29 protein-coding genes are annotated in these 24381 nt (G+C 54.4%); 14 read left to right on the top strand and 15 right to left on the bottom strand.

Features of this window, described 5'->3' with window-relative positions; all coding sequences use genetic code 11:
• Positions 1-95 precede the first annotated feature (95 nt).
• Complete coding sequence (locus WFK85_RS07820; protein WP_008459149.1) at positions 96-422, top strand: YnfA family protein; 327 nt, start codon at positions 96-98, stop codon at positions 420-422.
• A gap of 78 nt (positions 423-500) precedes the next feature.
• Here WFK85_RS07820 and ydfG read toward each other — a convergent pair whose 3' ends face one another.
• Positions 501-1250, bottom strand: coding sequence for a bifunctional NADP-dependent 3-hydroxy acid dehydrogenase/3-hydroxypropionate dehydrogenase YdfG (ydfG, locus tag WFK85_RS07815; RefSeq protein WP_008459146.1), 750 nt, complete (start codon positions 1248-1250; stop codon positions 501-503).
• 135 nt (positions 1251-1385) lie between these two features.
• On the opposite strand from ydfG, the gene dcp reads away from it, so the two are divergent.
• Positions 1386-3434: a peptidyl-dipeptidase Dcp gene (dcp, locus tag WFK85_RS07810; protein ID WP_336709587.1), complete on the top strand. Its 2049-nt coding sequence runs from the start codon at positions 1386-1388 to the stop codon at positions 3432-3434.
• A gap of 233 nt (positions 3435-3667) precedes the next feature.
• Here the strand turns inward: dcp and WFK85_RS07805 are convergent, their stop codons facing one another.
• Together WFK85_RS07805 and WFK85_RS07800 are read right to left on the bottom strand one after the other, a co-directional pair.
• On the bottom strand, positions 3668-4324 hold the full coding sequence (locus WFK85_RS07805; RefSeq protein ID WP_166992688.1) for a methyltransferase: 657 nt from the start codon (positions 4322-4324) through the stop codon (positions 3668-3670).
• Between the two features lie 98 nt (positions 4325-4422).
• Positions 4423-5091 (bottom strand): epoxyqueuosine reductase QueH, encoded by a 669-nt coding sequence (locus WFK85_RS07800; RefSeq protein ID WP_008459139.1) that lies wholly within the window; start codon positions 5089-5091, stop codon positions 4423-4425.
• Between the two features lie 102 nt (positions 5092-5193).
• Here WFK85_RS07800 and WFK85_RS07795 point away from each other — a divergent pair, with 102 nt between their 5' ends.
• Positions 5194-5745 (top strand): AAA family ATPase, encoded by a 552-nt coding sequence (locus tag WFK85_RS07795; RefSeq protein ID WP_166992685.1) that lies wholly within the window; start codon positions 5194-5196, stop codon positions 5743-5745.
• A gap of 32 nt (positions 5746-5777) precedes the next feature.
• On the opposite strand, the gene WFK85_RS07790 is transcribed toward WFK85_RS07795, so the two are convergent.
• Positions 5778-6167 carry an acyl-CoA thioesterase gene (locus tag WFK85_RS07790; protein ID WP_008459134.1) on the bottom strand — a complete coding sequence of 130 codons (390 nt, stop codon included), beginning with the start codon at positions 6165-6167 and terminating at the stop codon, positions 5778-5780.
• Between the two features lie 117 nt (positions 6168-6284).
• Here WFK85_RS07790 and WFK85_RS07785 point away from each other — a divergent pair, with 117 nt between their 5' ends.
• A complete protein-coding gene (locus WFK85_RS07785) occupies positions 6285-6473 on the top strand; it encodes a YdiH family protein (protein ID WP_008459131.1) in 189 nt (62 codons plus the stop codon).
• Positions 6474-6516: 43 nt separating this feature from the next.
• On the opposite strand, the gene WFK85_RS07780 is transcribed toward WFK85_RS07785, so the two are convergent.
• A complete protein-coding gene (locus WFK85_RS07780) occupies positions 6517-7140 on the bottom strand; it encodes a LysE family translocator (RefSeq protein ID WP_008459129.1) in 624 nt (207 codons plus the stop codon).
• Positions 7141-7219: 79 nt separating this feature from the next.
• A complete protein-coding gene (locus tag WFK85_RS07775) occupies positions 7220-8083 on the bottom strand; it encodes a LysR substrate-binding domain-containing protein (protein WP_166992682.1) in 864 nt (287 codons plus the stop codon).
• A gap of 88 nt (positions 8084-8171) precedes the next feature.
• On the opposite strand from WFK85_RS07775, the gene WFK85_RS07770 reads away from it, so the two are divergent.
• The 3 genes from WFK85_RS07770 (at position 8172) to WFK85_RS07760 (ending at position 11079) form a co-directional block, all read left to right on the top strand.
• Positions 8172-8627, top strand: coding sequence for a multidrug/biocide efflux PACE transporter (locus WFK85_RS07770; protein WP_166864233.1), 456 nt, complete (start codon positions 8172-8174; stop codon positions 8625-8627).
• Between the two features lie 102 nt (positions 8628-8729).
• Positions 8730-10148: an aldehyde dehydrogenase family protein gene (locus tag WFK85_RS07765; protein ID WP_336709582.1), complete on the top strand. Its 1419-nt coding sequence runs from the start codon at positions 8730-8732 to the stop codon at positions 10146-10148.
• Position 10149: 1 nt separating this feature from the next.
• Positions 10150-11079: an AraC family transcriptional regulator gene (locus WFK85_RS07760; RefSeq protein ID WP_336709580.1), complete on the top strand. Its 930-nt coding sequence runs from the start codon at positions 10150-10152 to the stop codon at positions 11077-11079.
• On the opposite strand, the gene tam is transcribed toward WFK85_RS07760, so the two are convergent.
• Positions 11076-11834, bottom strand: a complete 759-nt coding sequence (gene tam / locus WFK85_RS07755; protein WP_166992673.1) for a trans-aconitate 2-methyltransferase — start codon at positions 11832-11834, stop codon at positions 11076-11078. The two genes, WFK85_RS07760 and tam, sit on opposite strands and share 4 nt — an antisense overlap.
• 66 nt (positions 11835-11900) lie before the next feature.
• On the opposite strand from tam, the gene WFK85_RS07750 reads away from it, so the two are divergent.
• Positions 11901-12191, top strand: coding sequence for a hypothetical protein (locus WFK85_RS07750; RefSeq protein ID WP_166992670.1), 291 nt, complete (start codon positions 11901-11903; stop codon positions 12189-12191).
• 39 nt (positions 12192-12230) lie between these two features.
• Here the strand turns inward: WFK85_RS07750 and ydfZ are convergent, their stop codons facing one another.
• Entirely contained in the window at positions 12231-12434 is a 204-nt protein-coding gene (gene ydfZ, locus WFK85_RS07745; protein WP_336709609.1) for a putative selenium delivery protein YdfZ, read from the bottom strand.
• Between the two features lie 270 nt (positions 12435-12704).
• On the opposite strand from ydfZ, the gene WFK85_RS07740 reads away from it, so the two are divergent.
• Entirely contained in the window at positions 12705-13607 is a 903-nt protein-coding gene (locus WFK85_RS07740) for an alpha/beta hydrolase (protein WP_336709578.1), read from the top strand.
• 148 nt (positions 13608-13755) lie between these two features.
• Positions 13756-14013, top strand: coding sequence for a MafI family immunity protein (locus tag WFK85_RS07735; RefSeq protein WP_008459113.1), 258 nt, complete (start codon positions 13756-13758; stop codon positions 14011-14013).
• Positions 14014-14058: 45 nt separating this feature from the next.
• Here the strand turns inward: WFK85_RS07735 and WFK85_RS07730 are convergent, their stop codons facing one another.
• The 3 genes from WFK85_RS07730 to ftrA all read right to left on the bottom strand — a co-directional run bounded on the left by WFK85_RS07730 (position 14059) and on the right by ftrA (position 15832).
• Positions 14059-14418 (bottom strand): RcnB family protein, encoded by a 360-nt coding sequence (locus tag WFK85_RS07730; protein WP_008459111.1) that lies wholly within the window; start codon positions 14416-14418, stop codon positions 14059-14061.
• A 192-nt stretch (positions 14419-14610) separates the two neighbouring features.
• Positions 14611-14706, bottom strand: a complete 96-nt coding sequence (gene mgtS / locus WFK85_RS07725) for a protein MgtS (protein ID WP_008459108.1) — start codon at positions 14704-14706, stop codon at positions 14611-14613.
• Between the two features lie 121 nt (positions 14707-14827).
• A complete protein-coding gene (ftrA, locus tag WFK85_RS07720; RefSeq protein WP_442892171.1) occupies positions 14828-15832 on the bottom strand; it encodes a transcriptional regulator FtrA in 1005 nt (334 codons plus the stop codon).
• Between the two features lie 65 nt (positions 15833-15897).
• Between ftrA and WFK85_RS07715 the strand changes: the two genes are divergently transcribed.
• The gene (locus tag WFK85_RS07715) at positions 15898-16287 is read left to right on the top strand and encodes a rhodanese-like domain-containing protein (RefSeq protein WP_336709574.1); all 390 of its coding nucleotides are present in this window, start codon (positions 15898-15900) and stop codon (positions 16285-16287) included.
• On the opposite strand, the gene WFK85_RS07710 is transcribed toward WFK85_RS07715, so the two are convergent.
• Together WFK85_RS07710 and WFK85_RS07705 are read right to left on the bottom strand one after the other, a co-directional pair.
• The gene (locus WFK85_RS07710; protein ID WP_166992658.1) at positions 16284-17027 is read right to left on the bottom strand and encodes a sulfite exporter TauE/SafE family protein; all 744 of its coding nucleotides are present in this window, start codon (positions 17025-17027) and stop codon (positions 16284-16286) included. The genes WFK85_RS07715 and WFK85_RS07710 overlap by 4 nt on opposite strands.
• The gene (locus WFK85_RS07705) at positions 17020-17379 is read right to left on the bottom strand and encodes an antibiotic biosynthesis monooxygenase (protein WP_166992655.1); all 360 of its coding nucleotides are present in this window, start codon (positions 17377-17379) and stop codon (positions 17020-17022) included. Before WFK85_RS07705 ends, WFK85_RS07710 begins: the two co-directional genes overlap by 8 nt.
• A 75-nt stretch (positions 17380-17454) precedes the next feature.
• On the opposite strand from WFK85_RS07705, the gene WFK85_RS07700 reads away from it, so the two are divergent.
• On the top strand, positions 17455-18135 hold the full coding sequence (locus tag WFK85_RS07700) for an ArsR/SmtB family transcription factor (RefSeq protein WP_008459096.1): 681 nt from the start codon (positions 17455-17457) through the stop codon (positions 18133-18135).
• A gap of 103 nt (positions 18136-18238) precedes the next feature.
• Here the strand turns inward: WFK85_RS07700 and WFK85_RS07695 are convergent, their stop codons facing one another.
• Positions 18239-19156 carry a bestrophin family protein gene (locus tag WFK85_RS07695; RefSeq protein WP_336707014.1) on the bottom strand — a complete coding sequence of 306 codons (918 nt, stop codon included), beginning with the start codon at positions 19154-19156 and terminating at the stop codon, positions 18239-18241.
• 124 nt (positions 19157-19280) lie between these two features.
• Positions 19281-20819: a methyl-accepting chemotaxis protein gene (locus WFK85_RS07690; RefSeq protein ID WP_336707015.1), complete on the bottom strand. Its 1539-nt coding sequence runs from the start codon at positions 20817-20819 to the stop codon at positions 19281-19283.
• Positions 20820-21013: 194 nt separating this feature from the next.
• Here WFK85_RS07690 and WFK85_RS07685 point away from each other — a divergent pair, with 194 nt between their 5' ends.
• Together WFK85_RS07685 and WFK85_RS07680 are read left to right on the top strand one after the other, a co-directional pair.
• The gene (locus WFK85_RS07685) at positions 21014-22351 is read left to right on the top strand and encodes an esterase-like activity of phytase family protein (protein WP_336707016.1); all 1338 of its coding nucleotides are present in this window, start codon (positions 21014-21016) and stop codon (positions 22349-22351) included.
• 693 nt (positions 22352-23044) lie between these two features.
• A complete protein-coding gene (locus WFK85_RS07680; protein WP_166992644.1) occupies positions 23045-24013 on the top strand; it encodes a hypothetical protein in 969 nt (322 codons plus the stop codon).
• Positions 24014-24381: the final 368 nt, after the last annotated feature.

The following is a 24381-nucleotide window of genomic DNA, read 5'->3' as shown; positions in this document are numbered from 1 at the left end:
CCTTTTTAGTTTAATAAAACTAATCATATCATTGAGGCTGATTCGCGCCTAATGTCAGAGTTAGTGGGCATCATTATTACTGAAGAAAAGACAATATGATCAAAACAACGTTGCTATTTTTTGCCACCGCTTTGGCGGAGATTATTGGTTGTTTTCTGCCCTGGCTATGGCTTAAACGCAACGGCTCTCCGTTGTTATTGCTGCCAGCGGCGCTGTCGCTGGCGATTTTTGTCTGGCTTTTGACGCTGCATCCCGCGGCCAGCGGGCGCGTCTATGCGGCCTACGGCGGGGTTTATGTGGTGACGGCGTTGCTCTGGCTGCGCGTGGTCGACGGCGTGAAGCTCAGCGTTTACGACTGGACCGGAGCGGCCATTGCTTTCTGTGGGATGCTGATCATCGTTGCTGGCTGGGGCCGGGCCTGATCGCTCCGCGTTTTAGCGTGCCGTAAGATGAAAAAACGGGGCTGCAAAGGCCCCGTTTCAGCATGACTTCCGCCAAAATTACCCTTCGCGGTGAACACTCAGACCGGCAAACGTCTGGCTGACTGGCATCATTTCCAGGGTGTTGATGTTGACGTGTTTCGGTAACGTCGCCACCCACCAGACGGCCTCGGTAACGTCTTCCGGCGTCAGCGCGTTGGCGTTTTCGTAGGTTTTGCCGGCTTTGTCATCGTCGCCCTTAAAGCGCACGTTGGAAAACTCGGTGCCGCCCACCATGCCTGGTTCGATATCCGTCACGCGAACGGCCGTTTTATGCAGGTCGGTGCGCAGGTTCAGGCTGAACTGGCGCACGAAGGCTTTGGTCGCTCCGTAGACGTTGCCCCCGGCGTAAGGCCAGCTGCCCGCGGTGGAACCGATGTTAATAATGTGGCCGCGATTGCGCTCGACCATGCCTGGCAGCACGGCGCGGGTCATATAAACCAGGCCTTTGTTGTTGGTGTCGATCATGTTTTCCCAGTCATCGACGTTGGCTTTATGCGCAGGCTCCATGCCCAGCGCCAGCCCGGCGTTGTTGACCAGGATATCAATCTGTTGCCAGTCGGCCGGCAGGGAAGCCAGCGCTTCTTCTATTGCCGCGCGATTGCGCACATCCAGCTGCAGCGTAAACAGGTTGTCACCCAGCTCTTCTTTAAGCTCGAGCAGGCGTTCCTGACGGCGGCCGGTGGCAATAACCTTATGGCCATTCTTAACGAAACGGCGGGTAATGCTTTCACCAAAGCCCGCGGTAGCACCCGTAACCAGTACAATCATCTCTCTGTTCCTCAACGCTTTTGTCCGGCACTACCTTAGCACGCTAACGGGCCACGGTAATCTTAGTTTTTCTTTTAAGAAACGAAGCTAAATGCGCTATAACTAACCCACATTTCAGGTCACCGGGAGTAGAGGATGTTGCAGAGCAACCCGTTTTTCCAGCCGAGTTTATTGCCTTATCAGGCCCCGCATTTCGACGAGATAACTAACGACCATTACCGACCGGCTTTCGATGAAGGTAAGCGCATCAAGCGTGCAGAAGTCGCCGCGATTGCCGGTGATCCGGCTGAGCCTACGTTTGAAAATACTTACCTGGCGCTGGAGAAAACCGGTGCGATGCTGGGCCGGGTGACTACCGTGTTCTACGCCATGACGTCGGCGCACACCAGCGATTTCCTGCAGCAGCTTGATGAAGAGTTCTCCACCGAACTGGCTGAGCTTGCCGATGAAATTCGCCTGAACGACACCTTATTCGCCCGGCTGAATCGCGTTTATCAGCAGCGCCACGACCTCAATCTGGATGCGGAATCCCTGCGGCTGGTGGAGGTGACCTGGCAGTCGTTCAAGCTGGCGGGCGCCACGTTAAGCCAGCAGGATAAAGCGCAGCTGAAAGCGCTGAACAAAGAGAGCGCCCAGCTCACCAGTCAGTTCAACAATCGTCTTCATGCGGCGGATAAAGCCGGTGGCCTGGTGGTTGACCACGCTGAGGCGCTTAACGGCCTGACCAGCGCGGAAATTGCGGCTGCTGCGCAGGCTGCGGCTGACAAAGGCCTGCCGGGGAAATGGCTGCTTCCGCTGCTGAATTTTACCCAGCAGCCGGCTTTACAAAGCCTGAGCGACCGCGCCACGCGAGAAGTGCTCTTTGAGGCTGGCTGGACGCGTGCCCAGCGCAACGATGCGAACGATACTCGCGCCATCGTCGCTCGCCTGGCTACGCTGCGGGCTGCACAAGCTCAGCTTTTGGGCTTTGAAAACTACGCGGCCTGGAAAATGGCCGACCAGATGGCGAAAACCCCCGATGCGGCGCTGCGCTTTATGCGGAACATCGTCCCTGCGGCCACCGGGCGGGCGCGCCGCGAACTGAAAGACATTCAGGACGTTATTGATGCCCAGAACGGGGGATTCCAGGCGACGGCATGGGACTGGCAGTTTTACGCCGAGCAGGTGCGTAGTGCGAAGTACGATCTCGATGAAGGGCAGATTAAACCGTATTTTGAACTCAACGGCGTGCTGACTAACGGCGTATTCTGGGCCGCCAGCCAGCTCTTCGGGCTGCGTTTCGTGGAACGTTTTGATATCCCGACTTACCACCCGGATGTGCGCACCTGGGAGATTTTTGATAACGATGGGCGCGGCATGGCGCTGTTCTACGGTGATTTCTTTGCCCGAGACAGCAAAGGCGGCGGGGCGTGGATGGGGAACTTTGTCGAGCAATCCACGCTGTTTGACGCCATGCCGGTGATCTACAACGTATGCAACTACACCAAACCGGCCAGCGGCGAGGCTGCCCTGATTTCATGGGACGATGTCATAACGCTGTTTCACGAGTTCGGCCATACGCTGCACGGCCTGTTTGCTACCCAGCGCTATGCGAGCCTTTCGGGCACCAACACGCCGCGAGATTTTGTGGAGTTTCCTTCGCAAATTAACGAGCACTGGGCGAGCCATCCCGAGGTCTTTGCCAATTATGCCCGGCATCACCAGACCGGCGAGCCAATGCCGGAGTCGCTCCGCAGCAAACTGTTCCGCGCCGCGCAGTTCAACAAAGGCTACGACATGACCGAGCTGCTGGCGGCGGCGCTGCTGGACATGAACTGGCACAGCCTGGCGCCAGACACGGCTATTGACGATGTGGCGCGCTTCGAAGCTGAAGCGCTGGAAAAAGAGCACATCAAGCTGGCCGAGGTGCCGCCTCGCTACCGCAGTAGCTATTTTGCCCATATTTTTGGCGGCGGCTACGCGGCGGGTTACTACGCCTATATCTGGACGCAAATGTTAGCGGACGACGGCTATCAGTGGTTTGTGGAGCAGGGCGGGCTCAGCGCCGCAAACGGTCAGCGCTTCCGGGAAGCGATTCTCTCAAGAGGCAACAGCAGCGATCTGGAAGCGTTGTACCGCGACTGGCGAGGGCACGATCCGCACAGCGAACCGATGCTGAAAAACCGCGGGCTGGCGGAGCAATAATGGCAAAGAAAGCGCTCTCACTAGTGTAGCCGCAGTGAAATCGCACTTAACGCAAACTGCAAAGCCCTGATTTGCGTTAAGTGCCTTAAAAATCAAACAGAATATATCCGTGCAATGTCCAGGGTTGCTGGCTATAAATTTCAAACCTGCTCGGGAAAATGCAGGGTACTTCTGGGTTACTTTGAACGATTACGGGGCCTGATCGATGTCGGCAGGCTCCCGGATTTTCCCTCTTAATCGCGGCGTCCGCTGGCGGTAAATAACGCGACTGTTCCTTCAATTTTTACGTCGACCCGTTCGAATCTCGCGGTCAAAACATCCCTGAGCAGCCCTGCTGAATCCTGCCGATTAGAAAAGATCCCTTTCTTGTTATAAACGTTCATTAGCTTGCGGCCAAAAGCATTGTGCGCCACGCCTTCACCCAGAATCGTCGCGCCAAAGAGCTTGCCTTCTGTTTTAAGCGCACGGGCAATGTTATCTATCGCCAGCGCTTTGTCGTTTAGCGAGCCGGGCAGGCAATGCAGTAAATAGAAAAGTGAGATGGAGTCAAAACGATCGTGCCAGCTCTGCGGCAGGGGCTTAAAAACGTCATGCTGCAGATGGTCTTTGATTCCGTGGCCCGCTTTCGCCGAGGCCGCCTGCAGGCTGCTGGTGTTCAAATCCATCAGGGAAAGTTCAACGGTGGCAGGCAGGTGAGGCAGGTAATAGCCCGTTCCCACGCCGATATCCAAATGATTTTCGCCGGTGTGGGCCTTGAAATGCGGGAGCAAAACGGTGTCTGTCGGGCAACGCCAGGCGTACTGATTTGAGATCTTTAACACCCACCAGTCGTAAAGTTTTAGAGTGATAGGGTTGTAAGCCCTGACGCCAGCGTGAGTATTATTTTGCATAGTTCCCTCTGGTAATAATTTAAAGAGGAAATTAAAACAGCTGCCCTTACTACGGGCAACCGTTAATTAATGCAAAAATGTGTCAACCATTCAGTGGGTTAAGCCTGAGATGACTCGTCGTCCTTGCCGTAGAACAGCTTGCCGATTTTAATCATCGGCCGGTTATTGGCTTTCCGGTGCAGGTTGGTGTCGCGCAGGGAATAGACGCAGCCGCAGTATTCCTGCTGGTAGAACTGTTCGCGCTTGCTGATTTCAATCATGCGAGCGGAGCCACCCTGTTTGCGCCAGTTGTAATCCCAATAGCTCATGCCTTCATAAGGCGCGGCGGCGCGGTGCCCGCAGTCGTTAATCTGCTGCATGTTTTTCCAGCGGGAAATCCCTAGCGAACTGCTGATGACATTAAATCCGTGCTCATGGGCGTAAAGTGCGGTACGCTCGAAACGCATATCAAAGCACATGGTGCATCTCACTCCACGCTCCGGCTCCCACTCCATCCCTTTCGCACGCTCAAACCAATTATCGGTATCGTAATCCGCATCCACAAACGGCACGCCGTGCTGTTCCGCAAAGCGAATGTTTTCATCCTTGCGCAGTAAATACTCTTTCTGCGGGTGAATGTTTGGGTTGTAGAAGAACACGGTGTATTCGATACCGGACGCGTGTATGGCCTCCATGACTTCACCCGAGCAGGGGGCGCAGCAGGAGTGCAGCAGCAGTTTCTTCTCGTTGTTAGGCAGGTTCAAAACCGGCCGGATAAATTCTTGCATGCGGGTGCTCCTAAGTCTTATTCACTTTTTTGCCAGAGGGTAGCAGGAACGAGGGCGTGGAATCACCATAAATCAGTAAAGAAAATAATGTTTGGGAGGTTTATGAACAATATTCAGGTGAAACGTGTGGTGCTTACCGGCGGGCCAGGTTCCGGGAAAAGTACCCTCATTAATGAGCTCAGGCGCCGGGGTTTTGATTGTCAGCCGGAGGCCGGGAGGAGCATTATTCAGCACCAGCAGCAAATTGGCGGGCACGCCTTACCCTGGCAGGATCCTGCGGCATTTGCTGAGCAGATGCTTGGGTGGGAAATGCGCTCCTGGTATGGCGCAGACGAAAAACAGACTTATTGTTTTTACGATCGCGGCGTGCCGGACATCCTGGGTTATCTCACCCTGATGCAGTTGCCCATTCCCGATCATCTGTTGGAAGCCGTTAGACGGTTTCCCTACCATTCTGATATTTTCCTGGCACCGCCCTGGAAGGCTATTTATGCCGGGGATGCAGAAAGAAAGCAGAGCTGGGAAGAGGCGGTGCAGACGGCTGCAATCATGGCTGACACTTACGGCAAGCTGGGGTATCGGATAATCGTGTTGCCGGAGGGGAGCGTGGAGTGGAGAACAGATTACATCCTCCAGGCGCTGGAGGAAGGCTAGCGAAGAGCACGGTTGCCCTTCGCTAATCGATCTTAAAGCTGTTCCAGTGCGTTCAGTACGGCTTCCGGCATGGAAGGGCGGCCATTGGCCAGGCAGGTGGCGACAAACGTCGCTTCGGCATAAACCACGCCATCAACTTTGATCTGCTGCGCGAAGTTCACGCGGTTGCGTTTTTCGTTGCGCTCAAGCTGGCAGGTGACCTCAACGTTGTCGCCTTTCTGCAGGCTCTTACGAAAGCGCAGGGAGTATTCCAGTACCATATAGAGTTTGCCCTGGCGGAACTCTTCCTCGATATCAATACCGAGCGCCTCGCGCATGTAGGCGTGGCGCGTCCACTCCATGTAAAACGGATAGTACAGGCCGTCGACTACGCCCTGAAAATCAATATGGCTTTCATCCACTTCATAATGCTTAGAAAACATGTTTCAGTCCTGATGTTGTTATAAAAGTTAAGCGCCAGAAATCCTGCTCTGGCTGTTTTTTGAACAGCGCGTTGGTGGTACAATACTGTCGATTTCACAACCCAACAGAGGATTACCATGGACACCGAGATAACCCCAACCACCTTAGCGTTTGAATTTCTTCGTCGTGAACAAGAGCAGTTAACCCCCGCGCAATTCCTGATCCGCCTGCAGCAGCTCAAGCTGGAGTTTGCCGATCTGCTGGGTTTAACCCACCTCGAACTGCGTGAAGAGATTTTCCATGCGCACCGGTTGGGGATTCACTGATCCCACTCTGTCTGAGCCACCGCTTGCGGTGGCTTTCTGTTTTTTAGCGTGAGAAGAAAATCAGCTTCAGCCCCAAAATCCCCATCACGCCGCCCGCTAAGCGGTCAATCACAGTTTTAAAACGCAGGTAGGCATTGCGCGGTTTCTCGGAAGAGAGCACCAGCGTGACAATCGAATACCATCCCGCATCAATCACAAAGCACAGCACCGGCAGCACGACGTAGTAGAATGCCGGGATCTCGCGCGGCAGCAGCGCGGTAAAAATACTGGCAAACACGACGGCGGTTTTTGGGTTGCTCAACTGGGTGAACAGCCCGTCACGGAAGGTGGCTATCATGCTTTTATCGCTTTTTCCCACGGCGCCCACGTGCAGCGGCTCGCGAGAGTGTTTGATTATCTTATAAGCCAGCCACAGCAGATAAAGCCCGCCGGCTATCTTGATCCCGGTATAGGCCACCGGCACCGCCAGCAGAAAAGCCTGTAAACCCAGCAGCGCCATCAGCGAAAATGCCGCCGCCCCGACGCCGGTTCCCAGCGCGGTCACCAGCCCATGCGCGCGTGAACGCGCTACGGCATTTTGAGCGACATAAACAAAGCTTGGGCCGGGGCTCATGGCGCCCAGCGCGATGGTGGCGGTAATAGCAAAAAGGGGAGTGATAACGCTCATTTACGGGATCCTGTTGGTGGAATAACGTTTTTTAACCTGAAAGCCGTGCGGGTGACAACCGCAAGTGTGTGCCGAGTTATTACCGCCGCTCGCGTAGTCGGTCGATCAACCAGCGGCCAGCCGGGCCGGGCGGCGTTTTGTTCGACCAGGCGACATCCACCTCAAGATTTTGCGGCCAGCCTTCCACCTTCAGCGGCTTAAGCACGCCGTGCCCAAACTGGTTAACCAGCCAGCTCGGCAATATTCCCCAGCCAAAACCCTGTTCCGCCATCTCAAGCAGCAGCAGTAAAGATGGGGACGACCAGATAGGGCCGCGTGCGGCGACCTTACCGGGGCGCACAAAGGTTTTAAGCACCAGTTGCCGCACGGTATGTAGCTCATCCATCCGCACCTCTGTCTGCTTCGCCAGCGGGTGATCGCGATGAATAAAAATGGTCATTTCTGCGCCGACCTGAAGGCGGGCGACGGTGATATCCGGCGGGTAACTCTCCTGAACCCGCAGGACGCCGACGTGGGCGCGGCCAATCTGCAGACTATCAATCACGTCTTCATCCTCAGCAATAATGCATTCAAATTCGATGTCCGGGTAACGCTCGGAAAACTGCTGCAGGATGGATTCGTGGTGGGCGGTTTGCCACATGTCGGAAAGCACAAACGTCAGGCGCGGCTCGACGTTGTCCGCCAGCCTGACGGAAACTTCATCCAGCCGCTCGCTGGCGGCAAAAATAGCCTGTACATAGGGCAAAACGCGCTGCCCGTGCGGGGTAAGCGTGGGCTGCCTGGCGTGGCGATCGAACAGCGTCACGCCAAGGTCAGCTTCCAGGTTGGCAATAGCGCTGCTGATGGTGGACTGGCTCTTTTTCAGCTTGCGTGCGGCGGCGGAAAAAGAACCCGTTTCAACGGCCTGTAAAAAGGCTTCCAGTGATTCCGGGGAGTAACGCATAAACTATCGCTTTTATCGATGGCTGTTAGCTATATTATATCAATAATTGCGATGATAATGGCGACCTTGTGAAAAAGGAGTCATCAAAATGAAATCGCAAAACAACAGAAGCCTGTCTGAGCGCATTGTGCATGCCGTCGGCTTCGAGGCTATCGCCATCGGTATCTGTGCGCCAACCGCCGCCTGGCTAATGAACAAACCGCTTTTCCAGATGGGTGCGCTGGCTATCATGCTGTCCACCGTCGCGATGGTCTGGAACATTATTTACAACGCCGGGTTTGATAAATTTTACCCGCCGTCACTCAAGCGTGGTATGGGCTTGCGCGTTGCGCACGCGCTGGGCTTCGAAGGGGGCTTTATTCTGATTGGCCTGCCGCTTGCCGCCTGGATGCTGAATGTCACGCTGCTGCAGGCGCTGATGGTAGAGATTGGTTTCTTCCTGTTCTTCCTGCCGTACACCGTGGCTTATAACTGGTGCTACGACTGGCTGCGCGCCAAACGCTTTCAGAACGTGGCCAGCAGAGAGATGAAAAAGCAGTCCTGATTTGCAGGATTGTGCAAGCATCAAACAGGATTGCGCTACAGGAAAACGGCCGTGTTCGACGACACTTTAAGTCGTCAGACACAACCCCCTGGAGCGCAATAAATGAAAACCATCGACACCCTCTATATTAACGGTCAGCACGTCACGCCCCACGGCACTGAGGTGCTGACCTTAATTCATCCCGTCAGCGAACAACCTGTCGCTCAGGTTCGCCTGGCAGACGAAGAAGACACCCGCCTCGCCATTGCTGCGGCAAAAGCCGCATTTCCGCAAATGCGCCTTTCCAGCCGCGAACAAAGAATGATTTGGCTGCAGCTGCTGCACGACGCCGTGAAAGCGCGTGAAGACGAGCTGGTGGAAACTATGGTGGATGAATACGGCTGCCCGATAGCTTTTGCCCAAAGCACCGTGGCTCGCTCGTACAACAGCTTCCTCCAGGCAATCGATCTGCTGAAAGACTACTCTTTTGAATCTCAGGCGGGGATGGCGAAAGTGGTCATGGAGCCGCTGGGCGTGGTGGGGCTCATTACCCCCTGGAACGCTAACTACGGCTTTATCGCTGGCAAACTGTCGATGGTGATTGCCTCCGGCAGCACAGCGGTTATCAAGCCCAGCGAGCTCAGCGCCCGTCAAACGGAGATCATCACGGAATGCCTGCATGCCGCCGGGCTGCCCGACGGCGTGATTAATATCGTCACCGGCCTGGGCAATGTGGTTGGTGCGGAAATCACGCGCCACCCGGACGTGGCTAAAATCTCGTTCACTGGCTCAACGGCGGTGGGCAAAACGATTGCCCGTGACGGGGCGGCAACCATGAAGCGCGTCACCCTTGAACTGGGCGGCAAGTCTGCCAACGTGCTGCTGGACGATGCCGATCTCGATACCGCTATTCCGCTGGCGCTGCAGGTCATGAGCTGGAACAGCGGCCAGGCCTGTATCGCAGGGACTCGCCTGCTGGTGCCAGAAAGCAGGCTGGCCGAGGTCAAAGCGCAAATTCTCAAACATCTGGCTATTCTGGTACCAGGCAACCCGCGGGATCCGAAAACCAACATCGGGGCCGCCGTGACCGCCCGGCAGTACCAGCGCGTGCAGGAGTATATTCGTAGCGGGATTGCCGAAGGGGCGGAGCTGCTTTGCGGCGGAGAAGGGCGTCCCGAGGGGCTGGCCAGCGGTTACTTTGTGAAACCGACGGTGTTTGTGAACGTGCGCAACGACATGACCATTGCCCAACAGGAAATTTTTGGCCCGGTGCTGTCGGTGATTACCTACCGCGATGACGCCGAAGCAGTGCAGATCGCCAATGATACGGTTTATGGCCTGCAGGCCTACGTTAGCGGGAAAGATACAGTGCGCACGGCGGCCGTTGCCCGGCAGCTTATCGCGGGGCGTGTGTTCGTCAACGGCGTTTATGACGAACCGCTCGCGCCGTTCGGCGGTTTTAAACAGTCCGGTCTTGGCCGCGAATTTGGCACTTACGGGCTGGAAGCGTATCTTGAACCCAAAGCCATCATGGGGCAGTAATATGCAACCAACCGAGCGGCCTTCGGGCCGCATTATTGACGAACTGCACCAGCGTGTCGCCCGTCGTTACCCGGCGAGCGGCGGCGGGGTGAAGGAGCTGAGCTGCGCGCTGCCGTGGCTCAGCTTTATTCGCATCGAACAGCCGACGCTGCTCAATCGCGGGATGCTTTCTCCGTCCATGTGCATGGTGCTGCAGGGCAGCAAAAAAATGCTTATCGGTGACAACGTCACGGAGTACGGTCCCGGCAGCTATTCGCTGGCAGCCGTGGATATGCCGGTGTTCGGGCAGGTGACCCGCGCCAGCGAAGCCGAGCCTTACTACGGCGTGCGCATCGACCTTGACGGGAAAGAAATTGCCGACCTGATCATGAACATGAACGTGGTGCTGCCGGACGGCAACGGGGAGAAAACCGGGGCCTGGGTCGCCGCCGCGGAAGAAGAGCTCCAGGGCGCTTTTCTGCGCCTGGTCACGCTGCTGGACAGCCCGCAGCATCTGCATGCCCTCGCGCCGCTCATCAAGCAAGAAATTCTCTACCGGCTGGTCATCGCTCCCGCCGGGGCTTCATTCTGGAAACAGGCGCTGGGCTGGGCGCAGGGCAAAGGCGTGGGGGAAGCCATTAACTGGATCAAACAGAATTATGCCGAGCCGCTGGTCATTGATGAGCTGGCGAAGCGCGTCGGCATGAGCGCTTCCAGCCTGCATCACCGCTTCAAAGCTCTGACGATCATGAGCCCACTGCAGTACCAAAAACAGCTTCGCCTGCTGGAGGCCCGCCGGCGTTTATTGAGCTGCGAAGGCGATGTGGCCAGCGTCGCCTGGAAGGTGGGCTATGATTCCCCCTCCCAGTTTAACCGGGAGTATCGCCGGGCATTTGGCGCGTCGCCGCTGCAGGACATTGATGCCCTGCGTCAACAGGGCACTTCATTCTAGGCCGTTTTCCGCGCCACAATAAACAGGCGGGGGAACGGCATCAGCACGTTGCCGTCATGCTGCTTGCGGTAGGCGCGCTGCAGCAACTGGTGATAGCGCTCAAGAAACGCCTCCTGCTGAATGGCGTCCAGCCCGTGCAGGTAAGGGCGCAGGCCGGTCGAGCTTAACCATTCAATGATGGCGCGGGCGGACGGCATAACGTGGAAATACGTCGTGCGCCAGATATCCACCGTGCAGCCGCTTTCGGCCAGCAGATCGTAATATTCCTGAGCCGTTAGCAAGGCTTCGCGGCTCGAGCGCGAGATCCCCAGTTCGTCGGCAACCTGGCGCATTAATGTATGCGTGGGCTCCTGCCAGTTATCGGGCATTTGCACCGCCAGCACGCCGCCGTCTGCCAGCTGTGCCGCCAGGTGTGGGAAGACCTGCTTATGGTTGGCTATCCACTGCAGCGAAGCGTTGGCGAAAATCACATCCTGTTTCACGGCGGGCTGCCAGGTGGCGATATCCGCCTCTTCAAAGCGGCAGTCTGGCAGTGCGGCACCGGCTTTGGCGAGCATCGCGGGAGAGTTATCCAGCCCGGTAATCGAAGCTTCTGGCGCCAGATTACGCAGCAGCGCCGTGGAGTTGCCGGGGCCGCAGCCCAAATCGGTAAAGGTGTTTGCGCCAGGGTGGTTAATTCGGGCAACCAACTCAGCGGCCGGGCGGGTACGTTCAGCTTCAAACTGCAAATAGAGCGTGGGGTTCCAGTCCTGCATCGTTTTATCCTCGTTGCTTTGCTAACATTGCCGACAAATTATTTTATACGCTATTGAAGGTAACGCATGGCTAAACATCCGGTTGGCAAATATTTGAGACTAGAGCTCACCCATAACGACAATGATCTGCTGATTTATGTGGTGAAGGGCAGCCGCATCGAAGACATGCCGCCTGACGAGGATGAGGATTATCCGGGGGAAATGCACATGGCGATGCCGAAAATGAACCGGGAGCTGGACGCCGAGCTGGCGCGTTTGCTGGAGGAAGCATCCGGTGGCGACGTTATCGTGATCATCTGTGCCGCTGACAGCGTGTTTGAGCACGGTTTTTCGCAGGTCAGGGCACTGCGTAAATAGCATCCGTTACCCGGCGGCAGGCCGGGTAACTTTTAGCTATCAGTGTAAGCCCAGGCGGAATAATTCCGTCGGTTCAAATTGCCCTTCACAACCTTCCACTTCCACGCATTTGCTGCGGCGAATTTGCTCGGCATTTTTACCTTCACCGTGAATGGCTTTAATCAGCCCGGTTCTGCCTGTGCCGTTAATCAAAACGCGGCTGCCGGTGGTAATGGCATTCCTGTTGCGGTCCCAGGTCATCATCATGTTGAGCACTCCTCTTAACGAATGAAACAGTTTAACCGGAGCCTATTTAAGGCCGATACGCGGCAGGATTCATTAATCAAAATCAAATTGTATGATGAATTGGTTTTTATTTTGCGATGAGTAAAGTGGACAGAATGATTTCCACCAGGCGGTTTTTCTCCATAATTAACTCAAGCGAAACGGCTGGTTACGTATTGCTGGTTTAGAATATGACTTTAGACACACTCTTTTGGCATAGTGATTAACCTGTATTGTCAGGAGTTTACTATGGATCGTCGCCATTTTATTACCTGTGTTACCGCCGGATTGCTCGCGGCTAAAGCGGGCATCTCGTTTGCTGCATCAGGCGTGAAGCGTTCGGCTATTCCGCTGTGGAAAGGCACGCCACCGGGCGGTGGTGGGCCGACAGGGAGTATTCAGACGTCGGCGCGCGGGGCGCAGAGCAATATTGTGCTCCCGATTCTGACCGTGATTGAACCCGAATCACCTAATGGCCAGGCCGTGCTGGTGGCGGCGGGCGGGGGCTATAAGCGCATTGAAATGGGGTCAGAAGCCTGGCCCGCGGCGGAATGGCTGGTGGCGCGGGGATATACCGCGTATGTGCTGAGCTACCGTTTGCCGTCGGAAGGATGGACTGATGGCAATCTGGTTGCCTTGCAGGACGCGCAGCGCGCGTTAAGAATCGTGCGCGATCGTGAACATAACGTCAGCGTGCTGGGCTTTTCCGCCGGTGGGCATCTGCTTGGCCTGGCCGCCACGCGACCCGATTACCGCTCGTATCCAAAGCAGGATCGTTTAGACGATAAACCCGCCTTTGCCGATCGGGCGGCGTTAATTTATCCGGTCATTACGCTGGAAAAACCTTATGAGCACACCTCTACGCATAAAATTCTGGTCGGCAAAGATGCTTCATCAGCCGAGAACGCCGCCTGGTCCGTGCAGAATTATGTTACCCCGCATTCGCCGCCGTTTTTCCTGGTCCAGGCCGAAGACGACCCAATTTCCGACCCGCAGAATACGTTAATTATGGCCGCGGCCTGTGAGCAGCAGCATGTGCCGGTAGAAATGCACCGCTACAGCAGCGGCGGCCACGGTTTCGGCATGGGCAAACCTGGCACACCGACAGTGAAATGGCCCGATCATTACGCGAAATGGTTGGCGAAAAGTTAGTGTCGGATCGTTATCTGAAATAAGTATTACGCACGCCCCTCAAGAAATTTCCCCGCAATCCGATATCCATAGGGATGTATTTCGGCAGGATGCCGTTTCCCATTCCCAATGATGGCACGCAAATAACAATTAACTTTACGTGGTCAATATGGATATCAACGAAAAAATCAAAACCTTTGGTGAGGCTCTTAAAAATCGGCTCGATTCGTCACTCATTGACTTCGCGCTGGAATATATCGACTTCTCAGAAAATGTACTGGCTTTTGAAACGCTGTGTGGACATATCGCAAATTATCAGGTGCGTATTAGCCCTGATGAGTACAGGCAGGTACTGGATATTGCGGGGTTACTGGAGATCGACAATCAATATACTGAAATCGATCCCCTGAGAAATTTATTAAATTAAACCCTTTCGGTGTTAAGGATATCCAGCCTCAGGGTTGGATTATCCTTAGTGCTGATAAAATATATCGCCAGCCATTGCCTGAAGGATCTTTCCTTCGGCGTCGGTAATTAAGACATAATTGCCGCCCATGTAGGTCCAGTGGCTACCGGCCTGTGGCGCAGGGAGATGGCGAAGCTGCCAGCTTTTGATGTTATAGGGTTCGGTCCGGTAGATGTCGGGCGCAATGTCGCCGATCTTGTACATTTTGAAATCTGAGGAGAATTCTTTCAGTTCATAGGACTGTGCCGACGTGCCCGGTGCCGTCGCCTTTAGCTGCTTATCACCTGAATAGGCAAAGGCCAGAGAGGGCAGCGCGCCCGCGAGCCATACCGCTGTTAATACCGCTACTTTTGTTGACTTGCGCATAAATTCTCCAGAGTGAATCCAGTCTGCTTTTGTTGATTCCGTATAGGAAGACAACAAATTGTGCCGATTTACTCATTACGCGCTGTATTTTTTTGTTAGCAAATCCTCCACCGCAATGGAGCAGAAATGAAAACGCCTCCCGGAAAGTTTATTTCGCGAGAGGCGTCGTAGGTGGGGGAAGGTCACCGTTCATTAGTCATCCCATTTGTGGCTAAACCAGGCAGCAAGAAAACCGGAAAATAAGATGAATCCCAGTACTGCCATAAATACGTTCATGTTCCCTAACATAGTTAATCCTCCAGATTACTGCATTTCTATAGAAATACCTCGCGTGATAAAAAAGGGTTTACTCAGATGAGTGGAGCTATCATACCGTACACAACTTAAACAATCCCTAACCGCAGGTAAATTATTCGTTTTGTGAAGTAAATGCGTTTCTGTATGTGGCGGGAGACGTTCGAAGATGTTTCCGGAAATGATGACGCAGCGTCGCCGCTGAGCCAAATCCCGTCTGTTCGGCAATATGCTCTATCGGCAGCGTGCTGTTTTCCAGCAGCTCCCGGCAGCGTTTAAGGCGGGTTTGCAGCAGCCAGGCGGCGGGCGTGAGGCCCGTCGCGGCTTCGAAGCGGCGTAAAAAAGTTCTCGGGCTCATGCCGACATAGGCGGCCAGGCTTGCCACGGAGTGCCGCTCGCTTAAATGGCGCTGCAGGTGATCAAACAGCGGCGCAAACCGCTCTCCTTCGTACTCTACGGGGACTGCTTGTTCGATAAACTGCGCCTGGCCGCCCTCGCGATGAGGCTGCACGACTAAGCGCCGGGCAACGCTGTTGGCCGCTGCGGCACCAAAATCCCGGCGCACCAGATGCAGGGCGAGGTCGATGCCCGCCGCGCTGCCCGCCGAGGTCAAAACATCCCCGTTATCCAGATAAAGCACGTCCGGGATCACTTCGATCGCCGGGTAACGCGCCTGCAGCGCTTCCGTGTAGCGCCAGTGGGTGGTTGCCCGCTGGCCATCAAGCAGACCAGTTGCCGCCAGCACAAACACGCCGGAGCAAATGGACATCAGGCGTGCACCGCGCGCATGTGCCGCCCGCAATGCCGCAATAAGTGACTCTGGCACGGATTTATCGATCCCGCGCCAGCCAGGAACCACGATCAAACTGGCTTCAGCCAGCAAATCCAGCCCGCCATCCACCACCAGGCGAATACCGCCCATCGCCCGCAGCTCGCCGGGCTCAATGCCGGCGACAGTAAAGCGATACCAATTCTCACCCAACTCGGGGCGAGGCAGGCCGAAAATTTCCACGGCAACGCCGAATTCGAACGTGCAAAGGCCGTCGTAAGCCAGCGTGACGACAAGAGGGTTTTTAGGCAGGGGGGCTAATTTTGTCATGATATTTACGCTAATCGTCATTCGTGTCAGCTGTCAAGCCTCCGTCGCGGCGTCAGAATCAAAGCTCAAACCAAAAGGAGATAAACATGAGCTACGTGACTGACCGCCCTGCGGCAGCCTCAGAAACCGTCGCCGCGCATTACCTGCACAAACTGTCGCTTGAAACCGACTGTGCCGACGTCAACGCGGCGATCCAGAGCGGCGATCCAGATTTTGTGCTGCTGCACGTGGTGGGTTCTGGTGAAACATTTGCCCGACGGCACCTGCCGGGGGCTATTCATTTACCCCATCGGCTGATCACCGAATCCCGCATGGCCGAATGGCCCGAGGACACGCTGTTTGTGGTGTACTGCGCCGGGCCGCACTGCAACGGTGCCGACCGGGCGGCCCTGAAACTGGCGCAGCTCGGCAGGCTAGTGAAGGTGATGCCCGGCGGCATCACCGGCTGGGAAGATGAAGGTTTGCCTTTCGCCTAAATCAGCGCGCGGAGCACCATATCACCGCCAAGCAGAACGAGGCAGATCAGGAAGCCGCGCTTGAAGGCTAATGGGCTGATGCGCCTGCGGATACGCTGGCCTGCAAACAGGCCGATAAGCGCGGCGACAACCGCCATGACGGACGTGCTAATGGCTATTTCCTGCAGCGCGCCGTGCCACCAAAGCCCGGCGGCCAGTGCAAGGGTTGAAAAGGTAAAGGACAGCCCGAGCGCCTGCACCAGTTCATCGCGCTCAAGCCCAAGCGACTGAATATAGGGCACGGCGGGGATCACAAACACGCCCGTGCCACCGGTCAATAAACCGGTGAGGAGGCCGATCAGCGGCGAGAGCCAGCGCTCGTGGCGGGCGGGAACGTGCAGCGGCCTGGCAAACAACGTCCATAAGGCATAGACGATCAGGGCAATGCCCAGCGCCACGGTGGTTGCATGACTACTCCCCGAGGCCAATAAACTGCTGCTGCCAAGGGTACCCAGCACAATGGTTAGCATCATCGGCCACAGGCGTTGGAGCAATGCCGCCAGGTTGCCCCCTTCATAAAGCTGGAAAATATTGGTCAGGAAAGAGGGTAAAAGCAGCATGCCCGCCGCTGCCACCGGGGAAATCAATGACCCCAGAATCCCCATGGCGACGGTAGGTAACCCCATCCCCGTGACGCCCTTGACGGTGCCAGCGAGAACAAAAGTAGCGGCAATGGCAAGGCTCAGGCTGAGATCATTCATTCGTGTTTTCCTTATGTGCGTTGCGGCTATCCTGCGGAGCCTGTTCACGTTCAAACATGCCGTAATCGCGGATCACGTCCGCCACCCTAAGCCGGTAATCGCTAAAGACCGAGTGGCGGCCCTGGCGCTGAACGCTGCGGTGTAATTCCTGATTGCGCCATTGCAGCACGGCGGCCTCATCGCGCCAGAACGAAAGCGACAGGATTTTTCCAGGTTCGCTAAGGCTTTGAAAACGTTCAATGGAAATAAACCCATCAATATCGGCAAGCAGGGGTTTTAGCTCTGCCGCCAGTTCAAGATAGCGGCTATAGTGTCCTTCTGCAGGCAGGACTTCAAAGATTACGGCGATCATCAGGTTGCTCCTTATTGTTATCTCCTGCTAACCCTAATCCATCGTCAGACAGGACGCTTCGCTGAGCATCGAAATATGGAAACAGATTTTCTCGAAACCCGGCTTGCCGCCGTTGCCGCCGCCATTGCGGACAAAACCCGAGCCAGCATGCTGTGCGCGTTAATGGATGGCCGGGCCTGGACGGCAACCGAACTGAGCATCATGGCTAATGTGGCACCGTCCACGGCCAGCAGCCATCTGGCAAAGTTAATGGAGCAATCGCTGATTGCCTGCGTGCAGCAGGGGCGACATCGTTACTACCGGCTTCACAGCAGCCAAATTGCCGGGGCGCTGGAAGGATTAATGGGGCTGGTTGGCCGCGATGACGCGACTATGCGCACCAAAACTCCCGGCAATCTTCGCTACGCCAGAACCTGCTATGACCATATGGCGGGAGAGATCGCCGTGGCACTCCATGACGCATTATTTCGCCTTCGCTGGCTGGAGGGGGAAGAGTATGTGGTCACCGCCAGGGGGGAAGAACAACTGCTGCTTCTGGGCGTAAACGTGGAAAGCGGGGCCTCGCGCCGGCGCTACGCCTGCGGCTGTCTGGACTGGAGTGAAAGACGCGAACATCTGGGAGGACAGCTAGGCAAAGCGTTGCTGCACACCTGCGAACAAAAAGGGTGGATGCGGCGGGATCTGGTCAGTCGTGAGCTGCACGTGTCCGAGAGCGGGAAGCGTAAGCTGGCAGGATTGTTTGGGGTGGCGTTTTGACAGAGTTTTCACCTCTCCCCAAAGGAAAAGGGAGAAAATAGCCGACGGGGAGCATGAGTGATCCCCTCTCCCTTTGAGGGAGAGGGTTAGGCTGAGGGTAAAATCAGCTCAGCCGATAATGCCTGTTCGGCTGCAGCGCCTCTGGCTTCTCCGCCTCATCGTTCATATCCCGTAAATCACGCTCAATCGCCACGCAAATAGCATCCAGCGGCAGGTCGTTGTCCTCGGTACCAAACGGATCTTCCAGCTCTTCGGCCAGCGAGTCGAGGGAAATAAAGGTATACGACACAAACACGGAAACAAACGGCGTCATGTAGTGGAGGTCGGTCACCAGAGCAAACGGCAGCATGATGCAGAAGATATACACCGTGCGGTGCTGAATCAGGCTATAGGCGAAGGGCATCGGCGTAGAAATAATGCGTTCGCAGCCGCCGGATACCGCCGACAGTTCGTTCAGATGATTGTCCAGGCTGCGCCATAGCACGTCGGAAATCACGCCTTGCTCGCGCTGCTGGTTCAGCCAACTGCCCATCAGCATCAAAATACGATTACACGGCGCATGGCTTGCGCTGACCCAGGCCAGATCCTGCGGGCTCAGGTAACGACTAAGCGTTTCCTGCTGCGGCTTTTTGCGCAACGTCATGCGCAGGCTGTTGCAAAAGGCGACCTGTAAATTCACAAACCGCTGCACCGTTTCGGGCTGATCCCCCGCCAGCGTTTTCACCTCGCGTAACAAAGAGCGCGACGTGATGGCCAACTGGCCCCACAGCAGACGCGCTTCGTTGAAGCGTGCGTAGCAGGCGCTGTTGCGGAACCCGAGAAAAATGGCGATAGCCACGCCGAGAATGCTGAATGGCGCGATGGTGAGCTTGATTCCGAGGGTTTCGTACCACGGCAGGAAAAAAATAACGCTAATAGAAAGCAGCAGATTCAGCAGCAGGCGGGAATAAATCTTTTCCAGCACTGAGCCGTGCCAGACGAAGAGGCGAGCCAACCAGTGTTGATGCGGGCGAACGATCATGATGAGTAACAGACTAGTAACAAGAGACTGTATTTAACGGCAGACTGTGACGCAGATCAATCTTTATCGCTACAGAAACTTAACAAAGGCTACCCCAAAGCGCGTTGAGGTAGCCTCAGGGTTATCAGGCGAGTTTAAACACTGAAACCGACTCATTGAGCCGTTGCGACTGATCTTTTAGGGAATGCGCGGCGGCAGAGGCCTGCTCAACCAGCGCGGCATTTTGCTGGGTGACCACGTCCATTTGCAGCACGGCCTGATTAATCTGCTCAATGCCGCGGCTCTGCTCATCGGTAGAGACGGCAATCTCAGCCATCAGCGTGGTGACCTGGGTAATCGAGGTAGCGATGCGTTTCATGCTTTCCCCGGCCCGGTTGACCAGCTCGCTGCCGTTGGTGACCTGCTGGCCGGACAGCTCTATCAGCTCTTTAATTTCTTTTGCCGCCACGGAAGAACGTTGGGCGAGATTGCGTACCTCCGCTGCGACCACCGCGAAACCGCGACCTTGTTCCCCGGCTCGTGCGGCTTCAACCGCCGCGTTAAGGGCAAGAATATTGGTCTGGAAGGCGATGTCTTCGATGATGGAAATAATGCTGTCGATTTTGCCGGAACTGGTTTCAATATTGCGCATAGAGCCGATGACCTGGTCGACGATTTGCTGACCTTCGCTGGCCGCCGCGCGCATACCGTTAGCCAGCGTATTGGCCTGATGCGAGCTTTCTGACGTCCGTTTAACCGTGACGGTCAATTGTTCCATGCTGGCCGCCGTTTCACCCAGCGACGCCGCCTGCTCTTCGGTGCGAGCGGACAGGTCGGTATTGCCCGCCGCAATCTCTTCTGATGCATAGCCGACGGTGGTGCTGGACTCGCGTACCTGGCTGATGATTTCGGTCAGCGACAGGCGCATTTGCTCGAGGCTGTGCATCATCTGGCCGATTTCATCATTGGATTTGATATCAATGGAACGGTGCAGCAGGCCGTTGGCAATTTCAGCGCAGTGGGCCTTCGCGGTGTCCAGCTCTTTGAGGACGCGAACTTTCAGCAAAACAAACGCGGCGGCAAGAATCGCGATAAACAGCGCGGCAAACAGGCCGATGGCGACAAAACTCGACTGAAAACCTGCCTGTGCCTCGGCATTGAGCTGGTGTGCGTGTTGCTCCCGGAATGCCAGCAGCTTATCCAGCGTGATTTCGAACCCCCGATCGAGCGCCGGGATGGTGCCCGTGACCAGTTCCGCGCTGCGGGCTTTGTCATTGGCCTGGGCGGCCTCTAACAGAGGCAGCAGCCCTCCGTCACGATAGGCGAGCCAGGCGGCTTTATAGTCATCGGCGAGCGCTTGTTCCCCGGACTGCTTCGTCGCTTCAAGGTAAGCCTTAAAGCTGGTGTCTGCTTTACCCAGCGCTTCTTTTGCCCCAGCCAGGCTCTGACTAGCCTGCTCGGCGTTGCCGGATTCCATCTCCTGAATGGCCTGCATGGCGCGAACGCGCATCGTGCGGCTGTGGTTAATGGGGTCAATGACGGATAACACTACGCGTATTTCGCTGTTGACGTCATTGAGGGCATGGTTGCTGCGGGTAAGGGACCAAATATTGGACGCCGTGCTGGCGAGAAAAATAAGCAACAGCGTGCTGAAAACCAAAATCGAAAAACGCCTGACTGACATACTAAATCCTTAAGTCGGTGAAATATTCTTTTCCCAGCCGCGCTGAAGAGCATTCAACACTGCTGGCTGTAGGGTTATCGGCAGCTGAAAGGGGATATTTACCGGGCGGGAAATTTAGAGCACAAAGTGTAATCTTACTGTCATCTGGCTATTTTATAACTCCGGTACCTCAACCACCGATATATATAAAAACCATGAAATTAAAAATACTTGCCTTACTTTGCAGTACCGTATTCCCTCTGGCTGGTCACGCTGCGGATGCGCAGGTTGACCGTTACGTTGTCACGTTCCCGCAAGGGGACAGCGTGGCCTACAAAGGTGAATACGCCGCTAACTTCCCGCACGGACTGCCGGTAGGCGTTGGCTCGGGCCTGACCTTTATGGGCAAGCAGGGCGACGACCTGATCTTTACTACCGTGACGGATCGCGGGCCCAATGCTGACTCGCCGAAAGCCGGGAAAAAAGAGTCCAAGATTTTTGCAAATCCTGACTTCACGCCGCTGCTGATGACCATCCGCGTGAGCAACGGTAAAGCCGAAGCTATCGACGCGAAGCCGCTGCATGATGCGCAGGGGCCGATTAGCGGGCTGCCGCTGCCGGAAGGGCTGATTGGCGCAACCAATGAAATTGCCCTGAGCGATACGCTCCAGAAGTTGAAGAGTGACCAGCGCGGGCTGGACACCGAAGGCATCACGCCGGACGGCAAGGGCGGTTACTGGCTGTGCGACGAGTACGGCCCGTTCGTTATCCATGTGGATGCTGACGGCAAAATCCTGAAAAAATATGGCCCGCAGGCTGAGCACGGTGAACAGGGCGTGGCGAGCGGATTGCCGAATATTGTCAAATGGCGCCAGCCTAACCGTGGGTTCGAAGGCATCACCCGCATGCCGGATGGCCGGATTATTGCGGCGGTGCAGAGCACGTTGGATATTGACGGCAAAACCAAAAACAGCGCGCAGTTCACGCGTCTGGTCAGCCTCGACCCGGCGACCGGTAAAACCGAAATGTACGGCTACCCGATCGACGTGGACGTCTATAAAAAAGCCAAAGATGCCAAAATTGGCGATATCGTGGCGCTGGACAACCACCGCCTGCTGCTGATTGAGCAAGGCGGTGACAAAAACAAACAGATGCGCAACCTGGTCTACGTGGTTGACCTGAACGGCGCGTCCGATCTGGCCGGGTTCGATAAAGAAAAAGCCCCGGAGTTTGATGATGCTGAGCAACTGAAGGCGCGCGGCATCAAGCTGGCGAGCAAAAAAGAGGTTGTCGACCTGCGCAAGCTGGGCTGGCAGCAGGAAAAAGCCGAAGGCATGGCGCTGATTGATAATCAGACGATTGCCGTGATCAACGACAACGATTTTGGCCTGCAGGCCGTGCTGGCGAACGCCGATGACTACCAGGTGGACGGCAAAGGTCACCTGCTGAAAGACGGCGCGGAAGTGGCGACCAAAATTGAGCTGAAGCCGCTGGAAAAACCAGAATCACAAAACGATTTCTGGGTGATTAAGCTGCCCGAACCCCTGAAGTAATTTTTGCCCTTGCTCCTTTGTCGCCTGCGGCAGAGGAGCAAGCTACTGAAGTCTTGCCGTTTACCTGGCCCCCGAGAGCCTTTTATCCGGAACATTTCTGCCCATGGAAGGACTATTTCCTGAGGAGCGGATTGCCCTCTGAAAATATCATTCAGTACGCTATAATAAATAATGCCGTTTATACTCCAGAAAATTGATTTTCCAGCATCTGACATAAAGTCAACCAATCATATATTCACGCTGATTATAGTTTTCCCTCCGAAGAGTGCTTGCTTGTGTCGAGCATAATCGATGATGTGCCAGTCCAGGAATAACTGATCTGGTAAGGTTTTACGGCCATCAGTACGGTATTGACACATCACTGAAAAGTACTGGTGTAATGAAAATTGCTCGCCAACGCAGTATTGCCTGCGCCACGATTTATAAAACCCAGCAAGACGAAAAAATCTTGTGATATATTACTGTTTTATAGATTTAACTATTTGATAGTTAATGCATTTTTAACATTGCATGGTGTTTTTCTGGAAAGTATGCATGGGGCTACAAGGCGATAGTCTGGATAATGAGCTAAAGCAGCGCCATGTTTTTCTTGAAAACGATATGAGGCTGATTAATTATGTCAGTAGATAATGGAATCGATAGCATTAAGTGTCATTGAACTTCAGCCTATTAAAAATTAAGAGATAGAAAATTATGCTACCAGAGCCCACTTCCCTTTTTCCTTATGCCGTAAGTCAGCGTGTAATAGCTGACTTCCCAGAAAGAGAAACATTCATCAAATCTATCAATTTGGTTAAAAACAACCCTATTAGTGAGATGGACTCTTTAGTCTCATTTGATAGTGATATGCATAAAATAGATTTATTAAAATCCTGGAGTAGAGGGTTAAATAGAAAGAATTTTTGTCTAATTCATAGTGTAAGCAGTAATAATTATTCAACTCCGTTATTCAAAGGTTCTGCAAATGCCATCTTATCTAAATGGGATGTTATTTCATGCAGCTTAGTCAATTATGCCAATAGAGGAGATGCTAACTTTTCATCTGACGCTAATGGTGCACACCCTATTCATTTAGAGTTGGACGTTCCAGTGCAAAATATTCTTGGAACCCATAGCAGTGATGTAGCATTCCCTAATCATGCAGGCAGGAAATTTAATAGCCCGACAGGGAAGGTGCTGGATAGCTCTGCATTAACTCGACATATATTTAAAGGTATCAACAGATTTTCATTAAAAATCGACTCTCATAATGGATATGCCAATATAATTAATTTTCAGGATTTTATTGTTAAATGTTTTAGTTCGAGGGGCATGGGACATAATGAGATATTGTTAATAGGAAGGCCAGGTATTAATTTATACCGCGACATGCCTTGCACCAGAATGATAAAAGTCAAAGGAATAAGTTATGTGCCGGCACATCTTAAACGTTGTTACTATAATGCATTTTTACATGGAGGCCGTGATCATGCATTGAAAAAAGTCTCAGAACAAGTTGTGGTTGATATTGAATCCATCAAAAAATTAATGCGGGAAAATAATTTAATTTGTTTCACCAATCGCCTTTATAATGATCGCGGGGAATACGGTAAAACAGTAAGTGATTTATTATCCGAGCATTTTTTTAGTTCCGGCGTGGGGGTTTACAGGGGTGTTTCGTAAAATTTCGAAGGTTACGGAGTATGACGAAAATTTAGCATGACTGTGGGTTATGAATATGCTTTTTTATGATGTTGACTGATTGTGCGTGTATACGTAAATACAACAGACCGGGTTGACAGCCATCGTACCGAGCGCCGGGCACGCTATGTCCTGGGAAAACCCCGCCGGGCTAGCCAGGGTGCTCGCCGAGCAGTGCAGGGCATAATAAAAAAGCCATCCCGAAGGATGGCTTTTGGTGACAGACGAAGAGGAAAAAAGCGTGGTTTTTCCCTCTTCGTGGTTATCAGCCGAAAATCAATGAATTGATTTTCCTGTTTCTTTTGACGGATTGTCTGGTATTTCTTCTATTGATAGAGGTTTGTCAGCGG

The organism is Cedecea sp. VD22, assembly GCF_037150195.1.
Lineage (GTDB): Bacteria > Pseudomonadota > Gammaproteobacteria > Enterobacterales > Enterobacteriaceae > Cedecea.
This window is presented reverse-complemented; position numbering and strand designations above follow the sequence as displayed.

Bases quoted from the DNA above. Each gene is read 5' to 3' on its own strand.
- WFK85_RS07820 (WP_008459149.1), top strand. From the start codon at position 96: ATGATCAAAACAACGTTGCTATTTTTTGCCACCGCTTTGGCGGAGATT.
- ydfG (WP_008459146.1), bottom strand. From the start codon at position 1,250: ATGATTGTACTGGTTACGGGTGCTACCGCGGGCTTTGGTGAAAGCATT.
- dcp (WP_336709587.1), top strand. From the start codon at position 1,386: ATGTTGCAGAGCAACCCGTTTTTCCAGCCGAGTTTATTGCCTTATCAG.
- WFK85_RS07805 (WP_166992688.1), bottom strand. From the start codon at position 4,324: ATGCAAAATAATACTCACGCTGGCGTCAGGGCTTACAACCCTATCACT.
- WFK85_RS07800 (WP_008459139.1), bottom strand. From the start codon at position 5,091: ATGCAAGAATTTATCCGGCCGGTTTTGAACCTGCCTAACAACGAGAAG.
- WFK85_RS07795 (WP_166992685.1), top strand. From the start codon at position 5,194: ATGAACAATATTCAGGTGAAACGTGTGGTGCTTACCGGCGGGCCAGGT.
- WFK85_RS07790 (WP_008459134.1), bottom strand. From the start codon at position 6,167: ATGTTTTCTAAGCATTATGAAGTGGATGAAAGCCATATTGATTTTCAG.
- WFK85_RS07785 (WP_008459131.1), top strand. From the start codon at position 6,285: ATGGACACCGAGATAACCCCAACCACCTTAGCGTTTGAATTTCTTCGT.
- WFK85_RS07780 (WP_008459129.1), bottom strand. From the start codon at position 7,140: ATGAGCGTTATCACTCCCCTTTTTGCTATTACCGCCACCATCGCGCTG.
- WFK85_RS07775 (WP_166992682.1), bottom strand. From the start codon at position 8,083: ATGCGTTACTCCCCGGAATCACTGGAAGCCTTTTTACAGGCCGTTGAA.
- WFK85_RS07770 (WP_166864233.1), top strand. From the start codon at position 8,172: ATGAAATCGCAAAACAACAGAAGCCTGTCTGAGCGCATTGTGCATGCC.
- WFK85_RS07765 (WP_336709582.1), top strand. From the start codon at position 8,730: ATGAAAACCATCGACACCCTCTATATTAACGGTCAGCACGTCACGCCC.
- WFK85_RS07760 (WP_336709580.1), top strand. From the start codon at position 10,150: ATGCAACCAACCGAGCGGCCTTCGGGCCGCATTATTGACGAACTGCAC.
- tam (WP_166992673.1), bottom strand. From the start codon at position 11,834: ATGCAGGACTGGAACCCCACGCTCTATTTGCAGTTTGAAGCTGAACGT.
- WFK85_RS07750 (WP_166992670.1), top strand. From the start codon at position 11,901: ATGGCTAAACATCCGGTTGGCAAATATTTGAGACTAGAGCTCACCCAT.
- ydfZ (WP_336709609.1), bottom strand. From the start codon at position 12,434: ATGATGACCTGGGACCGCAACAGGAATGCCATTACCACCGGCAGCCGC.
- WFK85_RS07740 (WP_336709578.1), top strand. From the start codon at position 12,705: ATGGATCGTCGCCATTTTATTACCTGTGTTACCGCCGGATTGCTCGCG.
- WFK85_RS07735 (WP_008459113.1), top strand. From the start codon at position 13,756: ATGGATATCAACGAAAAAATCAAAACCTTTGGTGAGGCTCTTAAAAAT.
- WFK85_RS07730 (WP_008459111.1), bottom strand. From the start codon at position 14,418: ATGCGCAAGTCAACAAAAGTAGCGGTATTAACAGCGGTATGGCTCGCG.
- mgtS (WP_008459108.1), bottom strand. From the start codon at position 14,706: ATGTTAGGGAACATGAACGTATTTATGGCAGTACTGGGATTCATCTTA.
- ftrA (WP_442892171.1), bottom strand. From the start codon at position 15,832: ATGACGATTAGCGTAAATATCATGACAAAATTAGCCCCCCTGCCTAAA.
- WFK85_RS07715 (WP_336709574.1), top strand. From the start codon at position 15,898: ATGAGCTACGTGACTGACCGCCCTGCGGCAGCCTCAGAAACCGTCGCC.
- WFK85_RS07710 (WP_166992658.1), bottom strand. From the start codon at position 17,027: ATGAATGATCTCAGCCTGAGCCTTGCCATTGCCGCTACTTTTGTTCTC.
- WFK85_RS07705 (WP_166992655.1), bottom strand. From the start codon at position 17,379: ATGATCGCCGTAATCTTTGAAGTCCTGCCTGCAGAAGGACACTATAGC.
- WFK85_RS07700 (WP_008459096.1), top strand. From the start codon at position 17,455: ATGGAAACAGATTTTCTCGAAACCCGGCTTGCCGCCGTTGCCGCCGCC.
- WFK85_RS07695 (WP_336707014.1), bottom strand. From the start codon at position 19,156: ATGATCGTTCGCCCGCATCAACACTGGTTGGCTCGCCTCTTCGTCTGG.
- WFK85_RS07690 (WP_336707015.1), bottom strand. From the start codon at position 20,819: ATGTCAGTCAGGCGTTTTTCGATTTTGGTTTTCAGCACGCTGTTGCTT.
- WFK85_RS07685 (WP_336707016.1), top strand. From the start codon at position 21,014: ATGAAATTAAAAATACTTGCCTTACTTTGCAGTACCGTATTCCCTCTG.
- WFK85_RS07680 (WP_166992644.1), top strand. From the start codon at position 23,045: ATGCTACCAGAGCCCACTTCCCTTTTTCCTTATGCCGTAAGTCAGCGT.